Raw genomic sequence first — 17064 nt, 5'->3', positions numbered from 1 at the left:
AGGCTAGTCCTTCGCTCGCAGTAGGCGGACGAACAGCAGCGACAGGGCCATCACGAAGATGACGAGTAGGAAGGAGTTTGCGGCCCCGGTTCCCAAGTCGCCTCGGGTGATGTGGTTGTAGAGGTAGTAGCCGGCTGTCGTGGTCGAGGAGTAGGGGCCTCCCTGGGTGACGACGAACGGTTCGGCGAACATCTGGAAGACTGCCAGCGTTTGCAGGACGACGGCGAACATCATGGTGCGCCGCACGAGGGGGACGGTGATGCTCCAGAACTGGCGTCGTGGGGAGGCGCCGTCGATGGCGGCGGCCTCGTAGATGGTGGCATCGATAGCCTGTAGCCCCGACAGCAGGATGATGACGATGAAGCCCGTTGTCTTCCACAAGAACAGCAGGGCGAGTGTCGGTTTGGCCCACTCGCTGGTCGTCAACCAGCCGACTTCGGGGAGCCCGAAGAGGTTGAGCAGGCTGTTCACGGCACCGTAGTTCTGGTCGAACAGCACGACCCAGATCTGCGCCACCGCGACCAATGGGGTGACGAACGGGACGATGAACGCCGTCCGGTAGAACCCCTTCAAACGGGTCTTCGCGTTGTCGAGCAGCACCGCGACGAACAGTCCGAGCACGATCTGTGCCGGCACAATGAGCAACCACAGGGTCGCGGAGTTGCCCATGGAAGACCAGAAGCCCGGATTGGTGAGCAGATAGGCGTAGTTGTCCCAGCCGACCCATCTCGGCGTGCCGGAGCCGTGCCAGTTGGTGAAGGAGAGCTGGAGGGTGAACAGCATCGGGTAGACGCTGAAGGCACCGAAGACCACGATGAACGGCAGCACGAAGACGTACGGGGCGAGGCGTCGGCGCAGCGGAAGCCCCGCTGCTCCGTGTTGCGGCCGGGTCTGCGCGCGCGGGGGGTCTGTCACGTTCATCGCGGTCATCGGTGTCTCACCTGGAGTGCTCGACCGGGCTACTGCCGGTCGATGAGGTTGGTCTGGATATCCGTGGTCGACTGCGAGATGACCTGGTCGGGGGTCATCGTGCCGTCGAGCATCTTCTGGACGTTGTTGCCGAGGTAGTCGACCGCACCGGACCACCACGAGGGCGTCGGGACGCTGCCGGGAATCTGCGCGCCGGCCTCGGTCGCCACCTTCCACAGGTCCTGGTTGCCCAGCGACGGGTCCGGCTGGAACAGCGGCTTGGCGGGGTCGGCCGCGGGCAGGTACGCCGGTATCGACGTGTTCAACCCATGGGGATAGACCGTGTTCGGGCCGTACACGGCGGTGTAGCCGGCCTCGTCGAACATCAGGAACGAGTAGAACAGCCAGGCGAGTTGTGAGTTCTTGCCCTGTTTGGGGAGGATGAACGACGATCCGCCCATCGCTCCGCTTCGCGGCCCGCCGGAAGTCCACGCCGGCAGCGGCATCGCCCGCCAGTCTCCCGAGGTTTCCTTCAGCAGCTGCTGGGGCGCAAAGTCGAACCAGATCGCCCACGGGTAGAACACCTGCTTGCCCGAGTCGAGGGTCTCGACGTCGGTCGGATCCAGGTACTCGGCGCGGGTTCCCAAACCTTCCTTCGACACGGTGTCGAGGAAACCGAGAATCTGCCGGTACTGGTCGGAGTCCAGCCTGAGCTTGCCATCCGCGTCGGCAATGCTCGTGCCGAGCTGGCTGGCGTACATTTCCAGCTGCAACTGCCCGAGGAAGGCCGCCTTCTCCAAGTGGATCGGGCCTGAGTCGGGAACAGCAGTCTTGTACGCGCGTGCCGCCGCGAGCAGTTCGTCGTAGGTCTGGATCTTCGTGGCATCGACGCCCGCCGCGGTCAGCGCGGTCTCGTTGTAGAACAGCAGGCCCGGGTTCAGATCGAACGGCACCCCGTAGATCCCGCCCTTGAGCGAGTTCACGTCGACCTTCTGCTTGGCGATGTCCTTCACATAGGGCGACAGCACATCGGTCAGGTCCCACAGGTGGTCGGCATACCCGGCGACCAACTGGTCGTCGAGGAACACCCCGTCGGGGACATCAGTGCCGGTGATGAGGGTGTTCTGCAGCTTGGACGCGATATCCACCGCCTCGTGATGCACGACGATGTTCGGGTACTTCTTGTTGAAAGCCGCGATCGCGGCGTCGAACACCTCGAAAAGGTCTCCCTTCCGGTCCCAGATCGTGATCTCGCCGGACGGGGAAGTCTCGGTCGACGCCTGCAGGCGGCTGGACGGGTCCCCGCCGCCTTGTCCCGCAACAGGGCCGACGCAGCCAGAGACGATCACAGAGACGACCAGAGCGGCGGCGCCCACGGCACCAGCAATTCGGCGTGGCTTGTTCATGGCACTCCTTCGTACATGTTTGCCAACGTGCGCAACACACTACCGCAGTCTTGCGCACGTTGGCAACGCTATAGTGGGCCTGGGTTGAAGAACGGGGAGGTCACCATGCCGGCAACGCTGAGGGACGTCGCCGCCCACGCCGGAGTGTCACTTCGAACGGTGACTAACGTCCTCAGCGGCTACAAACATGTGAGCGAGAACACCCGCCAACGCGTCCACGCATCCATTGAGGAACTCGGCTACCGGCCCAACCCAGTTGCACAGACGCTCCGCACCGGACGCACCGGCGTCCTCGCCCTCATCGTTCCCGAAATCGACGTGCCCTATTTCTCCGAACTCGCGCGCCATGTGATCGACGCCGCCGCGGCGGTCGGCTACCGGGTGATGATCGATCACACCGGACACAATCAGGAACGGGAGCGCGAACTGCTGACAAGCACAGATCGCGGGATGCTGTTCGACGGGATCCTGTTCTGCCCCCTGGTCACCAGGGCCGAGCTCGACCAGATGAACGGCCGGACTTCGATGCCACTCGTCCTGCTAGGCGAGCACGAGTTCGACGGCCGCTACGATCACGTCGCCATCGACAACATCCAGGCAGCCCACGACGCCACGCGTCACCTGCTCGATCTGGGACGTACCCGCATCGCTGCCATAGGCCCACAACCCAATGAGACCTTCACCACGCCTCGGCAACGCACCATCGGCTACGAGATAGCACTCCGGGAAGTCGGCATCACCCCCGACCCAGCCCTCGTCCAGCCCGCCACCCACTATCGACGCGCGGACGGCTACCATGCCACCAGGGCCCTGCTCGCCGCCGACCGCTCCCCCGACGCCATCTTCTGCTACTCCGACCCGCTCGCCATGGGAGCCCTTCGCGCGGCCCACGACCTCGGACTCCGCGTCCCTGATGACATCGCCATCATCGGCATCGACAACATCGAAGAAGGCCGCTACTCCCTGCCCTCCCTCAGCACCGTGTCACTCGACACCCGACACATCGCCCACGAAGCCGTCAGCCACATCACCGCCCGTATCGACAACCCTGACACCCCCGCCGAAGAAGTCGTCGCCCGCCACACCGTCATCCCCCGTGAAAGCACCACCGGCAAAACCGCCTGAGGCCGCAGCTACCAGCCAGAACGACACAACCGGGGCACGAGCCTGTACGACCACCTACCATTGAGAGAGCGACGCGGACCAAGATCGTGCTTACCGGATTGTCGGGTGTCCGCCATAGACCTGGATTGACTGTAGTCGGTCCCTGGAATCATGGGAAGAGGATGTGCCCGCGACAACATCTGCCTCGGCCCGGATATCACCTCATCGAGTTGCGATCACCCGGGGCGGCGGCAGGATCGCCGCCCCGGGTTCTGCTGCTACGGCGCCGCGGAGATGGCGATGTTGCGCCAACTCGCTGCCGTGTAGTGCGACCGCAGCCCTGGCGCTCCCGCCGCCTGGCAGCCCGCCACCGTCTGCGACAGAGTGGTCGGGCCGGTCGACAGGTCGCCGGGTTGGGCGGTCACCTGGAACGTGCACCCCTTGACCGAGACCCGGAGGTGGTACCAGGCGCCGGTCGTCACGCCCCCGGTCACCGGCACGGACGCGATGCCCGTCCAGTTGTTGTTCTGCCGGCCGAGAACGAGTTGGTCGGACGCCTCCTCAAGGCCGATGTAGTAGCCGGAGTGGGCGTCAGCGCCAACCGCCGGGGTCGTGGTGCGGACCAGCAGGCCCGCCTGGCCGGTGGACTCAAGCCGCACGTCGGCGGCAATGGTGTAGTCCGTCCAGGACGCGGCCCCGAGCATCGCCTTGGGGCCGGCCACGTCGCTCGCGGTCTGGGACACCAAGCCCGCCGCCGACTGCCAGGTTCCGCCGTACTCGGCGAACCTGTTCGGGGTCACCGACACATCCCGCCAGGAGGCGCTGGTGAAGTGTGCACGGAAGCCCGCCATGCCGGCCGTCTGGCAGCCCGATACCGTCTGACTGATCACGGTCGCCGACGACGACAGGTCGTCCGGCTGGACAGTAATCTGGAAGGCGCAGCCCTCGACGGCGATCTTCAGGTGGTACCAGACACCGGTGGACACCCCGCCGGTCACTGGGGTGGTGGCCAGCGAGGTCCAGTTGCTGTTCTGGCGGCCGAACACCAACTCGTCCGAGGCCGACTCGATCCCGATGTAGTACCCGGAGTGCGCATCCGAACCCACGTCGGGGTCGGTGACCCGGACGAGAAGCCCCGCCTGGCCCTCGGAGGTGAGCCGGACATCGGCCTCGAACACGTAGTCCGCCCACGCCGTCGACCCGAATAGCGCCTTCGCGCCGGCGATACTCGCGGTCTGGGCGAGCGTCCCCGAACCCTTCGTCCACGTCCCACCGTACTCGGCGAAACCGGCCTTCGCACTCGACGACAGATCCGGCACCGGGTTGACGTCACCGAGACTGGCCCTACCGATCCGGATCTCGCACTGGTTGCCTGCGCCAGCGATCCACGTACCGGCCAGGTACAGCAACTCCTGGCCATCCGGGCTGGGCAGAATAGGCGAGGAGTAGCCCGGGCAGGACGGCTCGCCGGGGTTGTAGCCACCGGTCGGGTCCACGCTGATCGGCGCCGTCAGTTCGTGCCAGGCACCGACGCCGAGGTTCGTGTTGGCAAAGACGACCTTGCCAGACTCGCCCTGCACCGTATAGTTCCCGGTCGTGCCGGTGCCGACCCGCTGGCCAGACAACAGCACTGTCCCGTTCGGCCCGCCCGCAGAGGTCCAGGTGATGTACGGAGTGTGGAGCAACTGCCGACCGTCCGCGGTCTGCACCAACGTGCCCGGATTGCTCGCCATGCCCCAGTTCAGCCCATCGGGACTCGTCTTGAAGTAGACCTGGCAGGCATGGTCGGCGTCGGTCGCGTCCCGGCACATCTCATAGCTCATCAGAAACGTGTCGTTTGGCAACGCCGCGATCGTCTGCATGCCCGGCCGGGCAAGGTTGTCAGACGGGAACGCCACATCAGGCGTGATCGTCGACGTCCACGTCTGGCCGCCGTTTGTGGAAGTGAAATGGCCGATGATCTGGTTGTTGGTCGAGCCATTCGACGGCCGCTCGTCGCTGATGAAGCACGCCAGGGTGCCGGACGGCGTCTGCAAGAACCATGGCTCCCAGATCCCGTGCCCGATCGTGTTCGGCTCGCTAGAGGTCGTCACGCAGTTCGACAGCCAGGTCCACGTCGAGCCGCGGTCGGTGCTTCGAAACACCTCTACCTTCTGCGTGGTGTAGTCGCCGAGCTTCCACGCCGTGCCAGCCGCAAGGATGTCGCCTGCAGTCAGCCCGCCGGCGGTGTGCGGAACCTCGTACAGCACGGGCGCTTCCAGGTCCCAACCCGAGGTGTGGGACGCCAGGGTCGACACCTGCGACCAGCTGGTTCCGCCGTTGGTGCTGCGGTAGATCGGCAACACCGTCGGAGAACCCTGGAACCGCTTTGCGAATGTCGCCAGCAACGTGTCGTTCACACTGTTGTCGTTGACGACGCGGATCAGCCGCGGGTAGCTCGCATCACCATTGGGGTAGGCCACCAGATTCGGAGAGAAAAGCACATTGCCATCGGCCACAGCCGAAGCAACAGGTGCTGGTACAGCGACAAGCGTTGCGGCAAGCAGAGCGGTCACAACCGCTCCGCGCACTGATGCACGTAACACGATCCACCTTTCGTTGTCGCGATGCCGACAACGAAGACAGCCGATGCGGCACCGCACCTTTTGCCAACGTGAGCAACACGTTACAGCCACTCAGGCAGTGCCGTCAATACCGCGAGTTGACTCGTCTAGAACCTTCGCCTGGGCGGGTTTGTTGCTTCACGTGGTTTCTCCGGATGCTGTGTGCTTCGTTGCCTCACGTGAGGGGGCTCCGCGTCTGGGCATGATCGATCATGGAGTTGACGATTGTCCCGCGTCAGGTAGTTGGCAGGGTTTCTTCTTGTTTGAAGGTGGGGATGGTCGCGCTGGCGCGGCCGAGGTGGACTTCGAGGGGCCGGTTCCAAGCGATGGCTTCGTGAGGGCGCACGGTGTTGTATTCGATGCGGTAGTCCTCGACTCGCTCGACGAGTGTGAAGGCGTCGGGGATGTCGTCGAGGAACAGGCGCTCGTATTTCAGTGTCCGAACCCGCGTTCGCGTGACCCGTTCTGTCCCGGCGATCTCACTGGCGTGCGGAAATGCCGGAGCTCGGGGTGGCGCATGATGAACAGTTCGAAGTTCAGCGACCGGAACGGGCCGCCGTTGTCGGTCACGCTCGTCAGCACCGGTGGCAGCTCGCCGGTGTCCTCGTTGACGGGGCAGGTATTGACGAGCGGATGCCCGAACATGCGCTCGTGGTCGGTCAGGGCGAGCTCGATTGCCGTGATCGCGTCATGCTGGTTCGCAGTCGGCGAGATATGCCAAGGGTGCTCGTATTTTGAGTACCAGTCCCGGCACCCCGCGATCCGCCAAATCCCACCCGAGGTGGTCTCGAACTCGGGCAAGATCCAGCTGCCACACCCGGTTCGGGCCGGTCGGGGGCTTCGCGAACACAGCTTTGCGGTCCTTGGCGAGCTCTCGACGCTTCTTGGTGTATTCCGAGGGCAGGATCAGGTGGTCGTCTCGCAGCAGCCGCAGCACGGCCGCCTGGGAGACCTTGTGACCATCGTGACGGGTCATCGCCCAGATCTTCCGGTGACCCCACTCCGGCTTGGCCAACGCATGCTTGGTGACCAAGGTCCGAGCGGCTTGTCTGACCGGCTGCGGCCACCGGCCCTTCGGCGGCTCAGCCCGCTTCGCTTTGGCCTGCCACCTGCGCCAGGTGCGTTCGGGCATGTCGATCACTCGGCAGAACCTCGCGGTGGACATGCCCGCCTCCACACGGATCACTTCGAGGTCCTGGAAGGGCCCAGGCGACCCTCCGTGCTCTTCATTCCACACCCGGATCTCAACCGCAGCCTCACCCAACACCTGAGTCAACTCAGCGACCTCGGCCTCAAGCTGCTGCTCCCGGGACGTGGGCTTGGACTTACCCGCCTCAATCCCGGCTCTGCCGCCTTCAAGGAACTGCCGTTTCCAGTTCCCGATCACCTGCTCGGAAACCTTCTCCCGACGAGCTGCCTCAGCAATCGAGATCTCACCTTTCAGCACGGACAACACGATGCGGAGCTTCTTCTCCACAGGGATCGTCACAGGACGACTCAAAATAACTCAGACCTTTCAGCCAGGGCATTGCATCAGCAACTAACCACCCCTGCCACATAGTCTGACGCGCGACAAAACACCCCATCCGGCACCCCACAACGGCCCATCCACCCCACACCCCGACCACCCTTCGACCAACTCACCAACCCAACCCTGCGACACGACGCCGGACTCACAGACTCAGGAAAGAACAGACGCAGCGAATCCGCCCGCTGGAATGGCAGCAGCGACCAAGGCAATGACGACAGCCGGAGAAATGACAGCAACGAGGGTAGAAGCCGGAACGGACATGGCGGCCAAGGCAACAACGGCACCCACGTCAGCAGCAGCGCTCACCCCGATCAAGCAGCCATCCGCAATAACGCCCATTTCAATCAAGCGGCCACCCGCACCGGCACCATCAGTCCTGTCGCCGCAACCACTACCCGCAGCAGCATCGACATCACCACCCGCACCGCCGCCACCCAGCTCCCCGACAACCCAAAAACCCTCCAGGAGGATCTCCCGGAGGGCGACACCCACATTCACGTGGGTGATGTTTCGTGTAAGTCGCTTGTGGTGGAGCTAAGGGGATTCGAACCCCTGACCTTCTCATTGCGAACGAGACGCGCTACCAGCTGCGCCATAGCCCCGAGTACCGGACGATGGTAGCACCAGCGTCCGGCAGTGTGGCAAATCGTCACTGCCCCGCGGCCCGGGGCCAGTGGCTCTCCTCCTCCATGTACCAGTCGGCCGGGGCGGCCCGTCGCGGCTTCGGCCCGTCCAGGCGGTCGGCGGTGGGGATGATGACCGTGTTGGTGACGGGGGCCGACAGGTCGATGGTGCGGACGGTCCGCGGCACGAGCGGCTTCGAGACGTAGGTGGGGGCGATCACGGGGATCGGATCCCACAGCGGGCCGGTCGTCTCGGGTGCGGTCAGGTCGACGGAGAACTCGTGGGAGGTTTCCTCCTCCTCGACGGCTTTCATCATCGAGGTGGACTCGCCTTCGGTGTAGCCCGCCCTGACCTGGGCGGCCTTCTCGTCGAAACGGCGGTGCATCTGCTTCACACCGGCCCGGGCGGAGACCAGGAACGCCACCAGCGCGACGACGGGGATCGCTACTGCCCAGCCGGGCACGACGTTGAAGACGCTGAGGCCCAAGCACAGCAGGGTCATCACCCCGAGCACCGTGACCATGCGGCGCCGCCGCATGGCCGCCGCACGCGCCATCAGACGCAGTTCAGTGAGCTCGGCCCTGCGAGTCAGGGGCGTGGAGACCTCGACGGGAGTCTCGTCCTCGTCGTAGTCGGTGATGGTGTTCTCGCGCAGGATCCGCATGGAACCGGAGAAACGTTCCGCCGGTTCCCCGTCGAGGGCGTCGATGTCGTCCCTGTGCACCGACAGCCAGGGCAGGCCGAAGGCCAGGACGGCCAAGACCAACACACTGATGACAATTCCTGCGAGCACGATCACACGTTAAACAACACCGGCGTAGTTCGCCTCCGCGGCACGCCGCCGACCCGCCGAGGAGCCTGAAGAAAACTCAGGATTTGTCCAAGAGCCAGCATTGAACGGCTTCTCCGGGACGCACCAGCTCGGTGTCCTCGTCCAAAACGATCAAAGCGTTTGCGCTACCCAGCTCCGCCATGGCGAAAGGGTCGCTGATCCGGGTGGCGGTGCGTAGCCGCCCGTCGTCAATGACCTCGGCACGCAGCAGGTGCCGCTGCCCCCAGATCGAGCGCATCGTGGTCCTGGCTATGGCCCTGACGGTTTTGCGTCGCACGTCGGCGCCCATGAGACGCCGCAGCAGCGGCCACACGAAAACCTGGAAGGACACGTAGGCCGACACGGGGTTCCCGGGCAGCATCACCATCGGGACGCGTTCCTCGCCGATCAGCCCGAAGGTCTGGGTGCGTCCCGGTGACATCGCCACCTCGACGGCATCCACCAGCCCCAGTTCCGACATGGCCTCGGCCACCGCCTCGTACTCCTCGCGGCGCCCCCCGGTGGTGGAGATGACCAGGTCCGCGCGGATCAGCTGATCGGTGATGGCCTGCTTCAGTTCCTGCTTGTCGTTGGAGTGCACGGCCACCCGGAAGACCGTCGCCCCGGCCGCCCGGGCGGCGGCGGAGATCAGGAACGAGTTGGCATCCGTGGACTCGCCGTAGCCGACGCTCTCCCCCGGTTCCACCAGGTCCGCTCCGGAGCTGACCACCACCACGCGCGGCCTGGGTCGCACCAGCACCTTGTCTATCCCCGCGGCGGCCAGCATCCCGACGCTGCGGTCGGTGAGCACATCCCCTTCGGAGAGCAGCCGGTCCCCGACCGCGAGGTGTTCCCCCGCCGCGCGCAGGTACTCGCCCTCCGCCACTTCCTGAATGATCTCGATGCGCTCCCCCACGACCGTCGCGTAGGAGTCGGGCAGGACCGCGGTGGCGCCACGCGGAACCACCTCACCGACATCGACGGGCACGGCCTGCCCCACCCCGAGGTGTTCCGTCCCGGTGACGAGCTGGAGCGACTCCACCAGCTGATCGTTGTCCCACATGTCGGCGGCGCGCACGGCATAACCCGCAACCTTGCTCGTCGAGTTCGGCGGAACGTTGATCATGGAGTCGATGTCCTCGCAGATCACCTGGTTCCACGCCTCCAGCACCGACATGCCGAAAGGTTTGAGGGGCTCGACGAGTTCCAGCAGGTACTCGACGTGGTCCTGGACACGGCGCAGCCCGTTGAGATCCGGCTCGGGCGGAGGAGGAAGGGTCGGAACGGGGGTCTCCTCCGCGATCTGAGGTTCCTCTTCCACATGCTTCCTGCGACTGAAAAGCGCCATGTTTCTACGATAGGCCAATGGATTTCACACATGAGAAGGGCACGCTGCGGGAGACCATCACCGCGCGACGCAGCGCACTGGACGAGACCGGCTGGCGGAAACTCGACGCATCCCGCCTCACAGCGCTGCTGGGCCAGCTGCCGGATCCCGGGGTGATCGCCATCTACGCCTCGCGGCAGAACGAACCCGACACCCTGACCGCCGTCGCGGAGCTGCGCAGGCGGAGCTGGAAAGTGTTGCTCCCGAAGCTGTCCAGGAACCCGGACTGGGCCTGGGCCACCGACGAGCTCCGCCCCGGCTGGGCGGGCATTCCCGAACCCACCGGCCCCGGTCTGGGAATCGATGCCCTCGGGCAGGCGGATGTGATCGTGGTGCCGTGCCTGGCGGTTTCCCGGGACGGTTCCCGGCTGGGCATGGGTGGCGGCTGGTACGACCGCGCGCTCCACCACCGCCGGCCCGGGACACCCGTCTGGGCGCTGGCGAACGCCGACGAGGTGCTGCCGAAGCTACCCAGCGAACCGCACGATCTCCCCGTCGACGCCGTGGTCACGGAGAACGGATTCACTCGTCTCGGGGTGGGGAGCGTATCCTGATTCGCGTTTGTCCACCGAAGCGGGAGCGTGAATGCCCACCTATCAGTACCGTTGCACGGTCTGCAGCAAGGAACTCGAGGCCGTCCAGAAGTTCTCCGACCCTGCCCTGACCACCTGTCCGGCATGCAGTGGCGACCTGCGGAAGGTCTACAGTGCCGTCGGCGTGGTTTTCAAGGGCTCCGGTTTCTACGCGACGGACTCCCGCAGGTCGACCTCCGCGTCCAAACCGGCCTCCAGCCCGGAGACCAAGACGGATTCGACCCCGGCCCCCGCCAAGGCAGCGGAAACCGCCAAGGCCGCGTCCTGAGGGAGACCGCCGCGAATCGGGGTGTGGAAAAGTGACCCGCGGGGGTCGTTTCCTCCCATAACGAGGATGTGGAGAGTTTCATCAGGCGCCTGGGGCGCTTCCTGAGCTGGCATCGACGCGCCGTCGCGGCCCTGTTGGCGGGCCTCGGCGCCTTCGCGATGGTGTCCCACCTGTCCCCGAACGACCAGGACCGGGTCCCGGTGGTGGTACTGGCCCGTTCCGTGGCCGCGGGGACGGTGCTGAAAAGCGACGACCTGAAGGTCGCACGACTACCTCTCGACGCGCTTCCCGGGCAGCGGTTCCCGGATCCCGGGGAGTGCGTCGGCCAAACCTTGGGCTTCGGACTGGAGACTGGCACCGTACTTCAGCCCGGGATGCTCGCGGCATCGCCATCGCTGGCCGAGGGGCGATCTCTGGTGCCGGTCCTGGTCCGCGACAACTCCCTGAGGTCGCTGATGTCCCCCGGCACCCCGATCACGCTGGTACTTGCCGATTCGGGGCAGGTGATCACCGCCGACGCCCGGGTCTCCGCCATGCCCGGCAAACCGGAAGGGACCCTGTTGAACCCGGGTGGCGGCGCCAAACCCCTCATCCTGGTGGATGTCCCCGCGGCGGTCGGCCCCGATGTTTCTGCTCTAGGTCAGCAGGGAAAGCTGACGGTGATTCTCGGAAACGAGTCCTAGGGTCCCGGGAAACCCGTTCTGATTGCCCCCTGCGACAACGAATCCCAAGGACCCGGAAACCCCATATTTACGGTTGTCCCTGTCCCCAAAACCCACTTCCGGCGCCGGCAACGTCATCCGATTGGCCAGAATTCACCTTCAAACGGCGTTTGGCACCCGAAACACTGGCTTCACCCCGCACGATCTGCATAAAGTGTGAGTTCGGTCCCCACCAAAGGGCCACCCGGGCCTGAATCCCCAGACTCCGGGCCGCTTCCCAGCCTTCCACAAGGCAGGGTACAGGAGGAAAGCAGTTGAAGGGCTTCAAGGAATTCATCATGCGGGGCAATCTCGTCGAGCTTGCCGTCGCAGTCATCATCGGTACCGTGTTCTCCGCGGTGGTCAAAGAGTTCACCGCCGTTCTCATGGGCTTCATCGGCAAGATCGGCGGCCAGCCGGACTTCTCCCATGTGACCTTGTTCGAGGTCAATATCGGCATGTTCATCAATGCGACGATCACCTTCCTGATCACCGCGGCCGTCGTCTACTTCTGCGTGGTCAAGCCGTACAACATCCTGCGCGAACGCTACTTCCCGAAGAAGGAAGAGGAGAAGGGCCCCAGCTCCGAGGAGCTGCTCGCCGAGATCCGCGACCTGCTCCGCACTCGCGCCTGATATCCCAAAGACGTGCCGCTCCGCTGGGTGGAAGAGCTTCGGCGAGCATTCACCCCCAGTGGGGCGGCCGATCCGCCAACAGCCGGCGTTCGTCGGCGTTGGGTGGACGCACCGGGGCCTGCGCCCGGGACCTCGTCCCGGCCAGGCCCAGTTCATTTCTCACCCGGGCCAGCAGCGCATCGAAACGCGCGAACCCCAGCTCCCCGCGAACCTCCAGATCAATCGGGAAGGGCCACGGAAGGCGCTGCCGCATCCGTTCCTCCCGCAACGCGGCCAACCGCCTGACGTCCCAGCCGAGCCGGGTCAGCTCGGCAGCCAGACCGGTCGCGTCACAGGTGACCGGCAGCGTCTCCCCCGTCAATGCCCGGGCGAGTTCCACCGCATCGTCGGCCAATCTCAGGCACCCAGCACGGTTCCGGTGGGAACAACCCGCGGCGTGCCCTCGTCGGACAGTTCGGCGGAGCCCACCACCTTCACTCCCGGCTCGAAGGTCCAGTCGCCCTTGACCCGCAGGCTCTCGGCCCCACGCAGCGACGGGGCCTGCGGAATGCGGGCGTCAAAGTCCTGAACGGTCTTGTAGTAGCGGGAATCCAGGCTGACCTCGGGTGTGGCGGAACGCGCTACGAGATGGCCGTTCTCGTCGAGGTCGTAGACATTGGACCGCAGCAGCAGCAGCTCGTTGGTGGTTTTGACGGGCTGGAACCGGTCGCGACCGACGCAGATGGCGGTGGCCCCCGGGAACACCTCGATCGCGGCCCCCATCGCCGTCTCCACCTGGATGACCTTGGGCGAGTCGGGATCGGACGGGTCCACCGTCTTGTCATTGCGGATCATCGGCAGCCCGAGCACCGCATCACGTTCACGGATGGCGTCGAGCAGGCGTTGCAGGTCGAACCACAGGTTGTTGGTGTGGAAGAACGGGTGCCGGTGCTCGTCGGTGAAGTAGTCCATCTCCTCGGGCGCGGTCTGGGCGGTGTCGCGGAGGATGAGCTGCCCGTCGTGTTTGCGGATGGCCAGGTGCCCGCCCTTGCGGTCGTTGATGGTGCGGCGGCACAGCTCGGCGGCGTAGGGAGCACCGGATGAGGCGAACCAGCCCGCCAGGCGGGCGTTCGGCGCGGCCCCGAGGTTGTCACCGTTGGAGATGCAGGCGTAGCGGAACCCCTTCTCGATGAAACGTTGCAGCAGGTTCTGCCCCCACAGGGCGGTGTAGAGGTCGCCATGACCGGGTGGGCACCACTCCAGCGACGGATCCTTCGGCCACTCGACCGGGGTCAGGTCATCGGCCCTGAGTTTCGGTTCCTGGTTCTGCAGGAAACTGAGCGGCAGGTCGTCGACGGGAAGGTCGGGGTAACGTTCCAGGTAGGCCAGGGTGTCGGCCTCGGTGCGGAAGGAATTCATGAACAGCAGCGGCAGCGGGGCGTCCCAGTCACGCCGGGCGGCCCGCACCTGCCGCACGATGAGGTCCAGGAAGTTCAGGCCATCCCGCACCTCGAGCAGGTTCTTGGCCTTGTCGAGTCCCATCGACGTGCCAAGTCCGCCGTTGAGTTTGATGACCACGGTGGCGCCTATGGCCTCCCGGGCCTCGGCATCGCTGACCTCGACGTCGTCCAGCATCGGCGGGTCGAGCAGGGGCTCAATGCTCTCCTCCCGGATCAACCCGGTCTCCCCCGATTCCAGGAGTCGGTAGTAGTGGGAGAACACATCGATGGCGCTGCCATCCACACCTGCCTCCACCATCTTGCGACGGGCGGCTTCCAAACCCTGCTGTGACACTGCTGACCTCCGTTCTGGGTTACAGGACCATCCTAGGTGTCCGGGTACATCATGTCTGGCTGCTGCAGACCGGATCGGGCAATCCGGCCGAAGAGTATTCCCCCCTTCCCGAAGCCGGTTGAGCCAGCACGTGAGCCCCCCTTCCCGAAGCTGGTTGAGCCAGCACGTGAGCGCCAGCGAACGGCTGAGTCGAAACCCCCGCAACCGGTAGCCAGACCCCGACCCCCCTCACCACGGCTTCGACCCAACCAGCTGGCAGGCTCTCACTCGAAGGCGATCTCCAGTTCCTTGGCGACCGCTCGGAGGCGTTTGTCGCGGGTCCACAGGCGGGACCCCGGGACCACCAGGACGGAGCCGATGAGGTTGACGTCAACCAGGCTGAGGCCGCGACCCCACAGCTGTCTGGTCTCGACGAGGTGCAGCAGTTCGTCGTCGTGGAGGCTGGGAAACCGGTACAGGTTCGACAGGTATGACATCCGCACCGTGCGGGCGGGCATGGAACTCAGCGACAGCTCCCCGATGACCATGGCGTGGCAGCCTGCCTCGTCGCCGCGCAGCAGGCGCACCAGGCGCAGGTCGCTGCGACGGAAGTGGTCGATCCAGACGGAGGTGTCGACGAGGATCACTTCGCGAGGTCCCCGAGGTCCCGGGTACGCGACGACATCTGCGCCTCCGGTTCGGTGCCGCCTAGCGCGGCCAGGCGGCGGGCACTCTCGACGCGGATCAGTGTCTCGAGGCCCTCACGGAGCAGGACGGAACGTTCCTTGACGCCGGTCAGTTCCTGAGCGCGCGCCACCAGATCGTCGTCCAAGGTAACGGTGGTTCTCATGGGTCATCGTCCTCTCCGGCGTCAAACGTAGCATCAGCTGATGCACACGCTGACGTTGCCGCTTTGTTCCGAGCCTTGATCGAACCACACACCCGGACCATCGGATTTCTCTTCGCCTTGACGAGAAGCGCGGATGCATGCGACCCGCGGAGATCGCCCGGCGGCCCGGAGCCCGCTGATTCAGCCGGGCAGCACCTCGGCGATCAGGTTGTCCAGCAGCTCGGTGGCCGCCCGGGGTTCCAGACCGCCGACCAGCACCCGGATGGCCAGCCCCTCGGCCGTCGCCATGAGACGCAGGGCGACGGCGGGGGCGTCGGCGACTCCGCATTCACCGAGCAGCGCGGCCGCTTCCTGTACACCCCCTGCGTGGCCCCGCTGCACCAGTTCGGCGATCACGGGGTCGTCGACGCTCTTGGCCTCGTAGGCCAGCCAGATCGAGGTCCCGATGGCGAACTCGGGGGTGGTCGGGATCCGCCCCAGGACGAGCCGGCGCAGCCTTTCCACGGGGGTGGTGTCGTCGACGGCCTCGAACCGCTGAGTCGCGGCCTTCAGGAGTTCCCGGCAGCTGTCGCGGACGAGCTCCTCCCGCGAGGCGTGGTAGTGCTGGATACGACCCACGGAGATCCCGGCCTCGGCGGCGACGGAACGCAGGGTCACGCCTTCGATTCCCCGCTCGGCGATGACGGCCCACACCGCCTGCGCTATCTCCCGGCGTCGCACGTCGTGATCCACCAATTTCGGCACGGGACAAGCATAGAGGTTTTGACGATGCACTTGCATCGCAAAAGAAACAGTGCAAGTGTATTGCCATGGACGCAGAAAACTCTCCGGAACCCACACCACGCCCTCCTCTCCGGAAGCGCCGTCGGTTGCTGATCCTGACCCTGGTCTTATCGCTCGCCGCGAACGTTCTCCTGCTGGCCACGCGCGGCGGCCCGAGGGTCGGGCAGTGGCGCAGCGCCTCGGCCCGCGAGACCTACCTCGCCGCCTACCAGGAGGTGATGGCGGGCATGCCCGCGGCGCGGGAGTGGGATGTCGCGACCTCCTGGGGCACGGTGCACGTCGCCTTGTTCCCGGGGCCGGAAGGATCAACCAAAACACCCCTCCTGCTGCTGCCGGGGTGGGGAGCGGGCATTCCGATGTGGCGCGACCTCCTGCCGGTCCTGACCCGCGAACGCCCCGTCTACGCCCTCGACGCGCTGGGGGACGCGGGACTCAGCAACCAGTCGGTGCCGCTGAAAACACCCGAGGCGAACGCCGGCTGGATCAGCGAGACCCTCACCGCGATCGAGGCCCCGCCCGTGCACGTCGTCGGGCATTCCTTCGGCGGCTGGCTGGCCACCAACTTCGCCCTGAAGCATCCCGAGCAGACGGTCTCGCTGAGCCTGTTCGACCCGGTGCAGACCTTCTCCTCCCTGAAATGGAAGGTCTACCTGCTGGCCATCCCCGCCTCGATCCCGCTACTACCGCAGTCGTGGCGCGACGCCGCCCTGGCGCAGATCGGCGGCAACGAGACCATCGATCACGACGACCCCCTGGCCCGCATGATCGACGCGGGAACCAAGGGATACTCCTCCGCCCGCGACCTCCCACCGCAGTTCACCGACACCCAGCTCGGTTCCCTGGGCGTCCCGGTGTATGTGGCGATGGCGGGAAACAGCGCCGTCCTGTCCGATCCCCCGGGCGCGGTGCGCCGCGCCGAGGGGCTGGTGCCGAGGGTGGAGGCGAGCCTATGGGAGGGTGCGACGCACTCGCTGCCGCTGGATGAACCGGAAAAGGCCGGGACCGCGGTCCTCGACTTCATGAACCGCCACGAGAACCCCTGATGGCAAGGACTCATGCTGACAGGGGACCGCTGGTCCAAGACCCCTCCCCCGAGTCATCGGGCCG

19 protein-coding genes and 1 tRNA gene are annotated in these 17064 nt (G+C 65.6%); 6 read left to right on the top strand and 14 right to left on the bottom strand.

Features of this window, described 5'->3' with window-relative positions:
• Window positions 1-3: 3 nt before the first annotated feature.
• Both ACO6D6_RS11985 and ACO6D6_RS11980 read right to left on the bottom strand, forming a co-directional pair.
• A complete protein-coding gene (locus tag ACO6D6_RS11985) occupies window positions 4-921 on the bottom strand; it encodes a carbohydrate ABC transporter permease (protein WP_484785483.1) in 918 nt (305 codons plus the stop codon).
• Between the two features lie 38 nt (window positions 922-959).
• On the bottom strand, window positions 960-2315 hold the full coding sequence (locus ACO6D6_RS11980; RefSeq protein WP_484785482.1) for an ABC transporter substrate-binding protein: 1356 nt from the start codon (window positions 2313-2315) through the stop codon (window positions 960-962).
• Between the two features lie 105 nt (window positions 2316-2420).
• Here ACO6D6_RS11980 and ACO6D6_RS11975 point away from each other — a divergent pair, with 105 nt between their 5' ends.
• On the top strand, window positions 2421-3440 hold the full coding sequence (locus ACO6D6_RS11975) for a LacI family DNA-binding transcriptional regulator (protein ID WP_484785481.1): 1020 nt from the start codon (window positions 2421-2423) through the stop codon (window positions 3438-3440).
• Window positions 3441-3697: 257 nt separating this feature from the next.
• On the opposite strand, the gene ACO6D6_RS11970 is transcribed toward ACO6D6_RS11975, so the two are convergent.
• The 7 genes from ACO6D6_RS11970 to ACO6D6_RS11940 all read right to left on the bottom strand — a co-directional run bounded on the left by ACO6D6_RS11970 (window position 3698) and on the right by ACO6D6_RS11940 (window position 10336).
• Entirely contained in the window at window positions 3698-5974 is a 2277-nt protein-coding gene (locus ACO6D6_RS11970) for a 3-keto-alpha-glucoside-1,2-lyase-like domain-containing protein (protein WP_484785480.1), read from the bottom strand.
• A gap of 480 nt (window positions 5975-6454) precedes the next feature.
• A complete protein-coding gene (locus ACO6D6_RS11965; protein WP_484785479.1) occupies window positions 6455-6667 on the bottom strand; it encodes a hypothetical protein in 213 nt (70 codons plus the stop codon).
• A 43-nt stretch (window positions 6668-6710) separates the two neighbouring features.
• On the bottom strand, window positions 6711-7511 hold the full coding sequence (locus tag ACO6D6_RS11960; RefSeq protein WP_484785478.1) for a transposase: 801 nt from the start codon (window positions 7509-7511) through the stop codon (window positions 6711-6713).
• Between the two features lie 192 nt (window positions 7512-7703).
• A complete protein-coding gene (locus ACO6D6_RS11955; protein WP_484785477.1) occupies window positions 7704-8051 on the bottom strand; it encodes a hypothetical protein in 348 nt (115 codons plus the stop codon).
• Between the two features lie 28 nt (window positions 8052-8079).
• Window positions 8080-8155, bottom strand: a tRNA-Ala gene (locus ACO6D6_RS11950).
• A 47-nt stretch (window positions 8156-8202) separates the two neighbouring features.
• A complete protein-coding gene (locus tag ACO6D6_RS11945; RefSeq protein WP_484785476.1) occupies window positions 8203-8970 on the bottom strand; it encodes a hypothetical protein in 768 nt (255 codons plus the stop codon).
• A 76-nt stretch (window positions 8971-9046) separates the two neighbouring features.
• Entirely contained in the window at window positions 9047-10336 is a 1290-nt protein-coding gene (locus tag ACO6D6_RS11940) for a molybdopterin molybdotransferase MoeA (RefSeq protein ID WP_484785475.1), read from the bottom strand.
• Between the two features lie 17 nt (window positions 10337-10353).
• Here ACO6D6_RS11940 and ACO6D6_RS11935 point away from each other — a divergent pair, with 17 nt between their 5' ends.
• The 4 genes from ACO6D6_RS11935 to mscL all read left to right on the top strand — a co-directional run bounded on the left by ACO6D6_RS11935 (window position 10354) and on the right by mscL (window position 12572).
• Complete coding sequence (locus ACO6D6_RS11935) at window positions 10354-10929, top strand: 5-formyltetrahydrofolate cyclo-ligase (protein ID WP_484785473.1); 576 nt, start codon at window positions 10354-10356, stop codon at window positions 10927-10929.
• Between the two features lie 31 nt (window positions 10930-10960).
• A complete protein-coding gene (locus ACO6D6_RS11930) occupies window positions 10961-11236 on the top strand; it encodes an FmdB family zinc ribbon protein (protein ID WP_484785472.1) in 276 nt (91 codons plus the stop codon).
• A gap of 68 nt (window positions 11237-11304) precedes the next feature.
• The gene (locus ACO6D6_RS11925; RefSeq protein ID WP_484785471.1) at window positions 11305-11919 is read left to right on the top strand and encodes an SAF domain-containing protein; all 615 of its coding nucleotides are present in this window, start codon (window positions 11305-11307) and stop codon (window positions 11917-11919) included.
• 293 nt (window positions 11920-12212) lie between these two features.
• On the top strand, window positions 12213-12572 hold the full coding sequence (gene mscL, locus ACO6D6_RS11920) for a large conductance mechanosensitive channel protein MscL (protein ID WP_484785470.1): 360 nt from the start codon (window positions 12213-12215) through the stop codon (window positions 12570-12572).
• Between the two features lie 49 nt (window positions 12573-12621).
• On the opposite strand, the gene ACO6D6_RS11915 is transcribed toward mscL, so the two are convergent.
• The 5 genes from ACO6D6_RS11915 to ACO6D6_RS11895 all read right to left on the bottom strand — a co-directional run bounded on the left by ACO6D6_RS11915 (window position 12622) and on the right by ACO6D6_RS11895 (window position 15918).
• Window positions 12622-12966, bottom strand: a complete 345-nt coding sequence (locus ACO6D6_RS11915) for a hypothetical protein (RefSeq protein WP_484785469.1) — start codon at window positions 12964-12966, stop codon at window positions 12622-12624.
• A gap of 2 nt (window positions 12967-12968) precedes the next feature.
• On the bottom strand, window positions 12969-14345 hold the full coding sequence (locus ACO6D6_RS11910) for a UTP--glucose-1-phosphate uridylyltransferase (RefSeq protein ID WP_484785468.1): 1377 nt from the start codon (window positions 14343-14345) through the stop codon (window positions 12969-12971).
• Window positions 14346-14608: 263 nt separating this feature from the next.
• Window positions 14609-14971 carry a type II toxin-antitoxin system VapC family toxin gene (locus tag ACO6D6_RS11905; protein WP_484785467.1) on the bottom strand — a complete coding sequence of 121 codons (363 nt, stop codon included), beginning with the start codon at window positions 14969-14971 and terminating at the stop codon, window positions 14609-14611.
• A complete protein-coding gene (locus ACO6D6_RS11900) occupies window positions 14968-15174 on the bottom strand; it encodes a type II toxin-antitoxin system VapB family antitoxin (protein WP_484785466.1) in 207 nt (68 codons plus the stop codon). The genes ACO6D6_RS11905 and ACO6D6_RS11900 overlap by 4 nt, the downstream gene beginning before the upstream one ends.
• A gap of 180 nt (window positions 15175-15354) precedes the next feature.
• Complete coding sequence (locus ACO6D6_RS11895) at window positions 15355-15918, bottom strand: TetR/AcrR family transcriptional regulator (RefSeq protein ID WP_484785465.1); 564 nt, start codon at window positions 15916-15918, stop codon at window positions 15355-15357.
• Window positions 15919-15983: 65 nt separating this feature from the next.
• On the opposite strand from ACO6D6_RS11895, the gene ACO6D6_RS11890 reads away from it, so the two are divergent.
• Window positions 15984-17000: an alpha/beta fold hydrolase gene (locus tag ACO6D6_RS11890; protein WP_484785464.1), complete on the top strand. Its 1017-nt coding sequence runs from the start codon at window positions 15984-15986 to the stop codon at window positions 16998-17000.
• Window positions 17001-17064 lie beyond the last annotated feature (64 nt).

The organism is Arachnia sp. (genome assembly GCF_057238465.1).
Note: the sequence above shows the minus strand (reverse complement) of the source record. Positions and strands in the feature narration are given on the sequence as shown.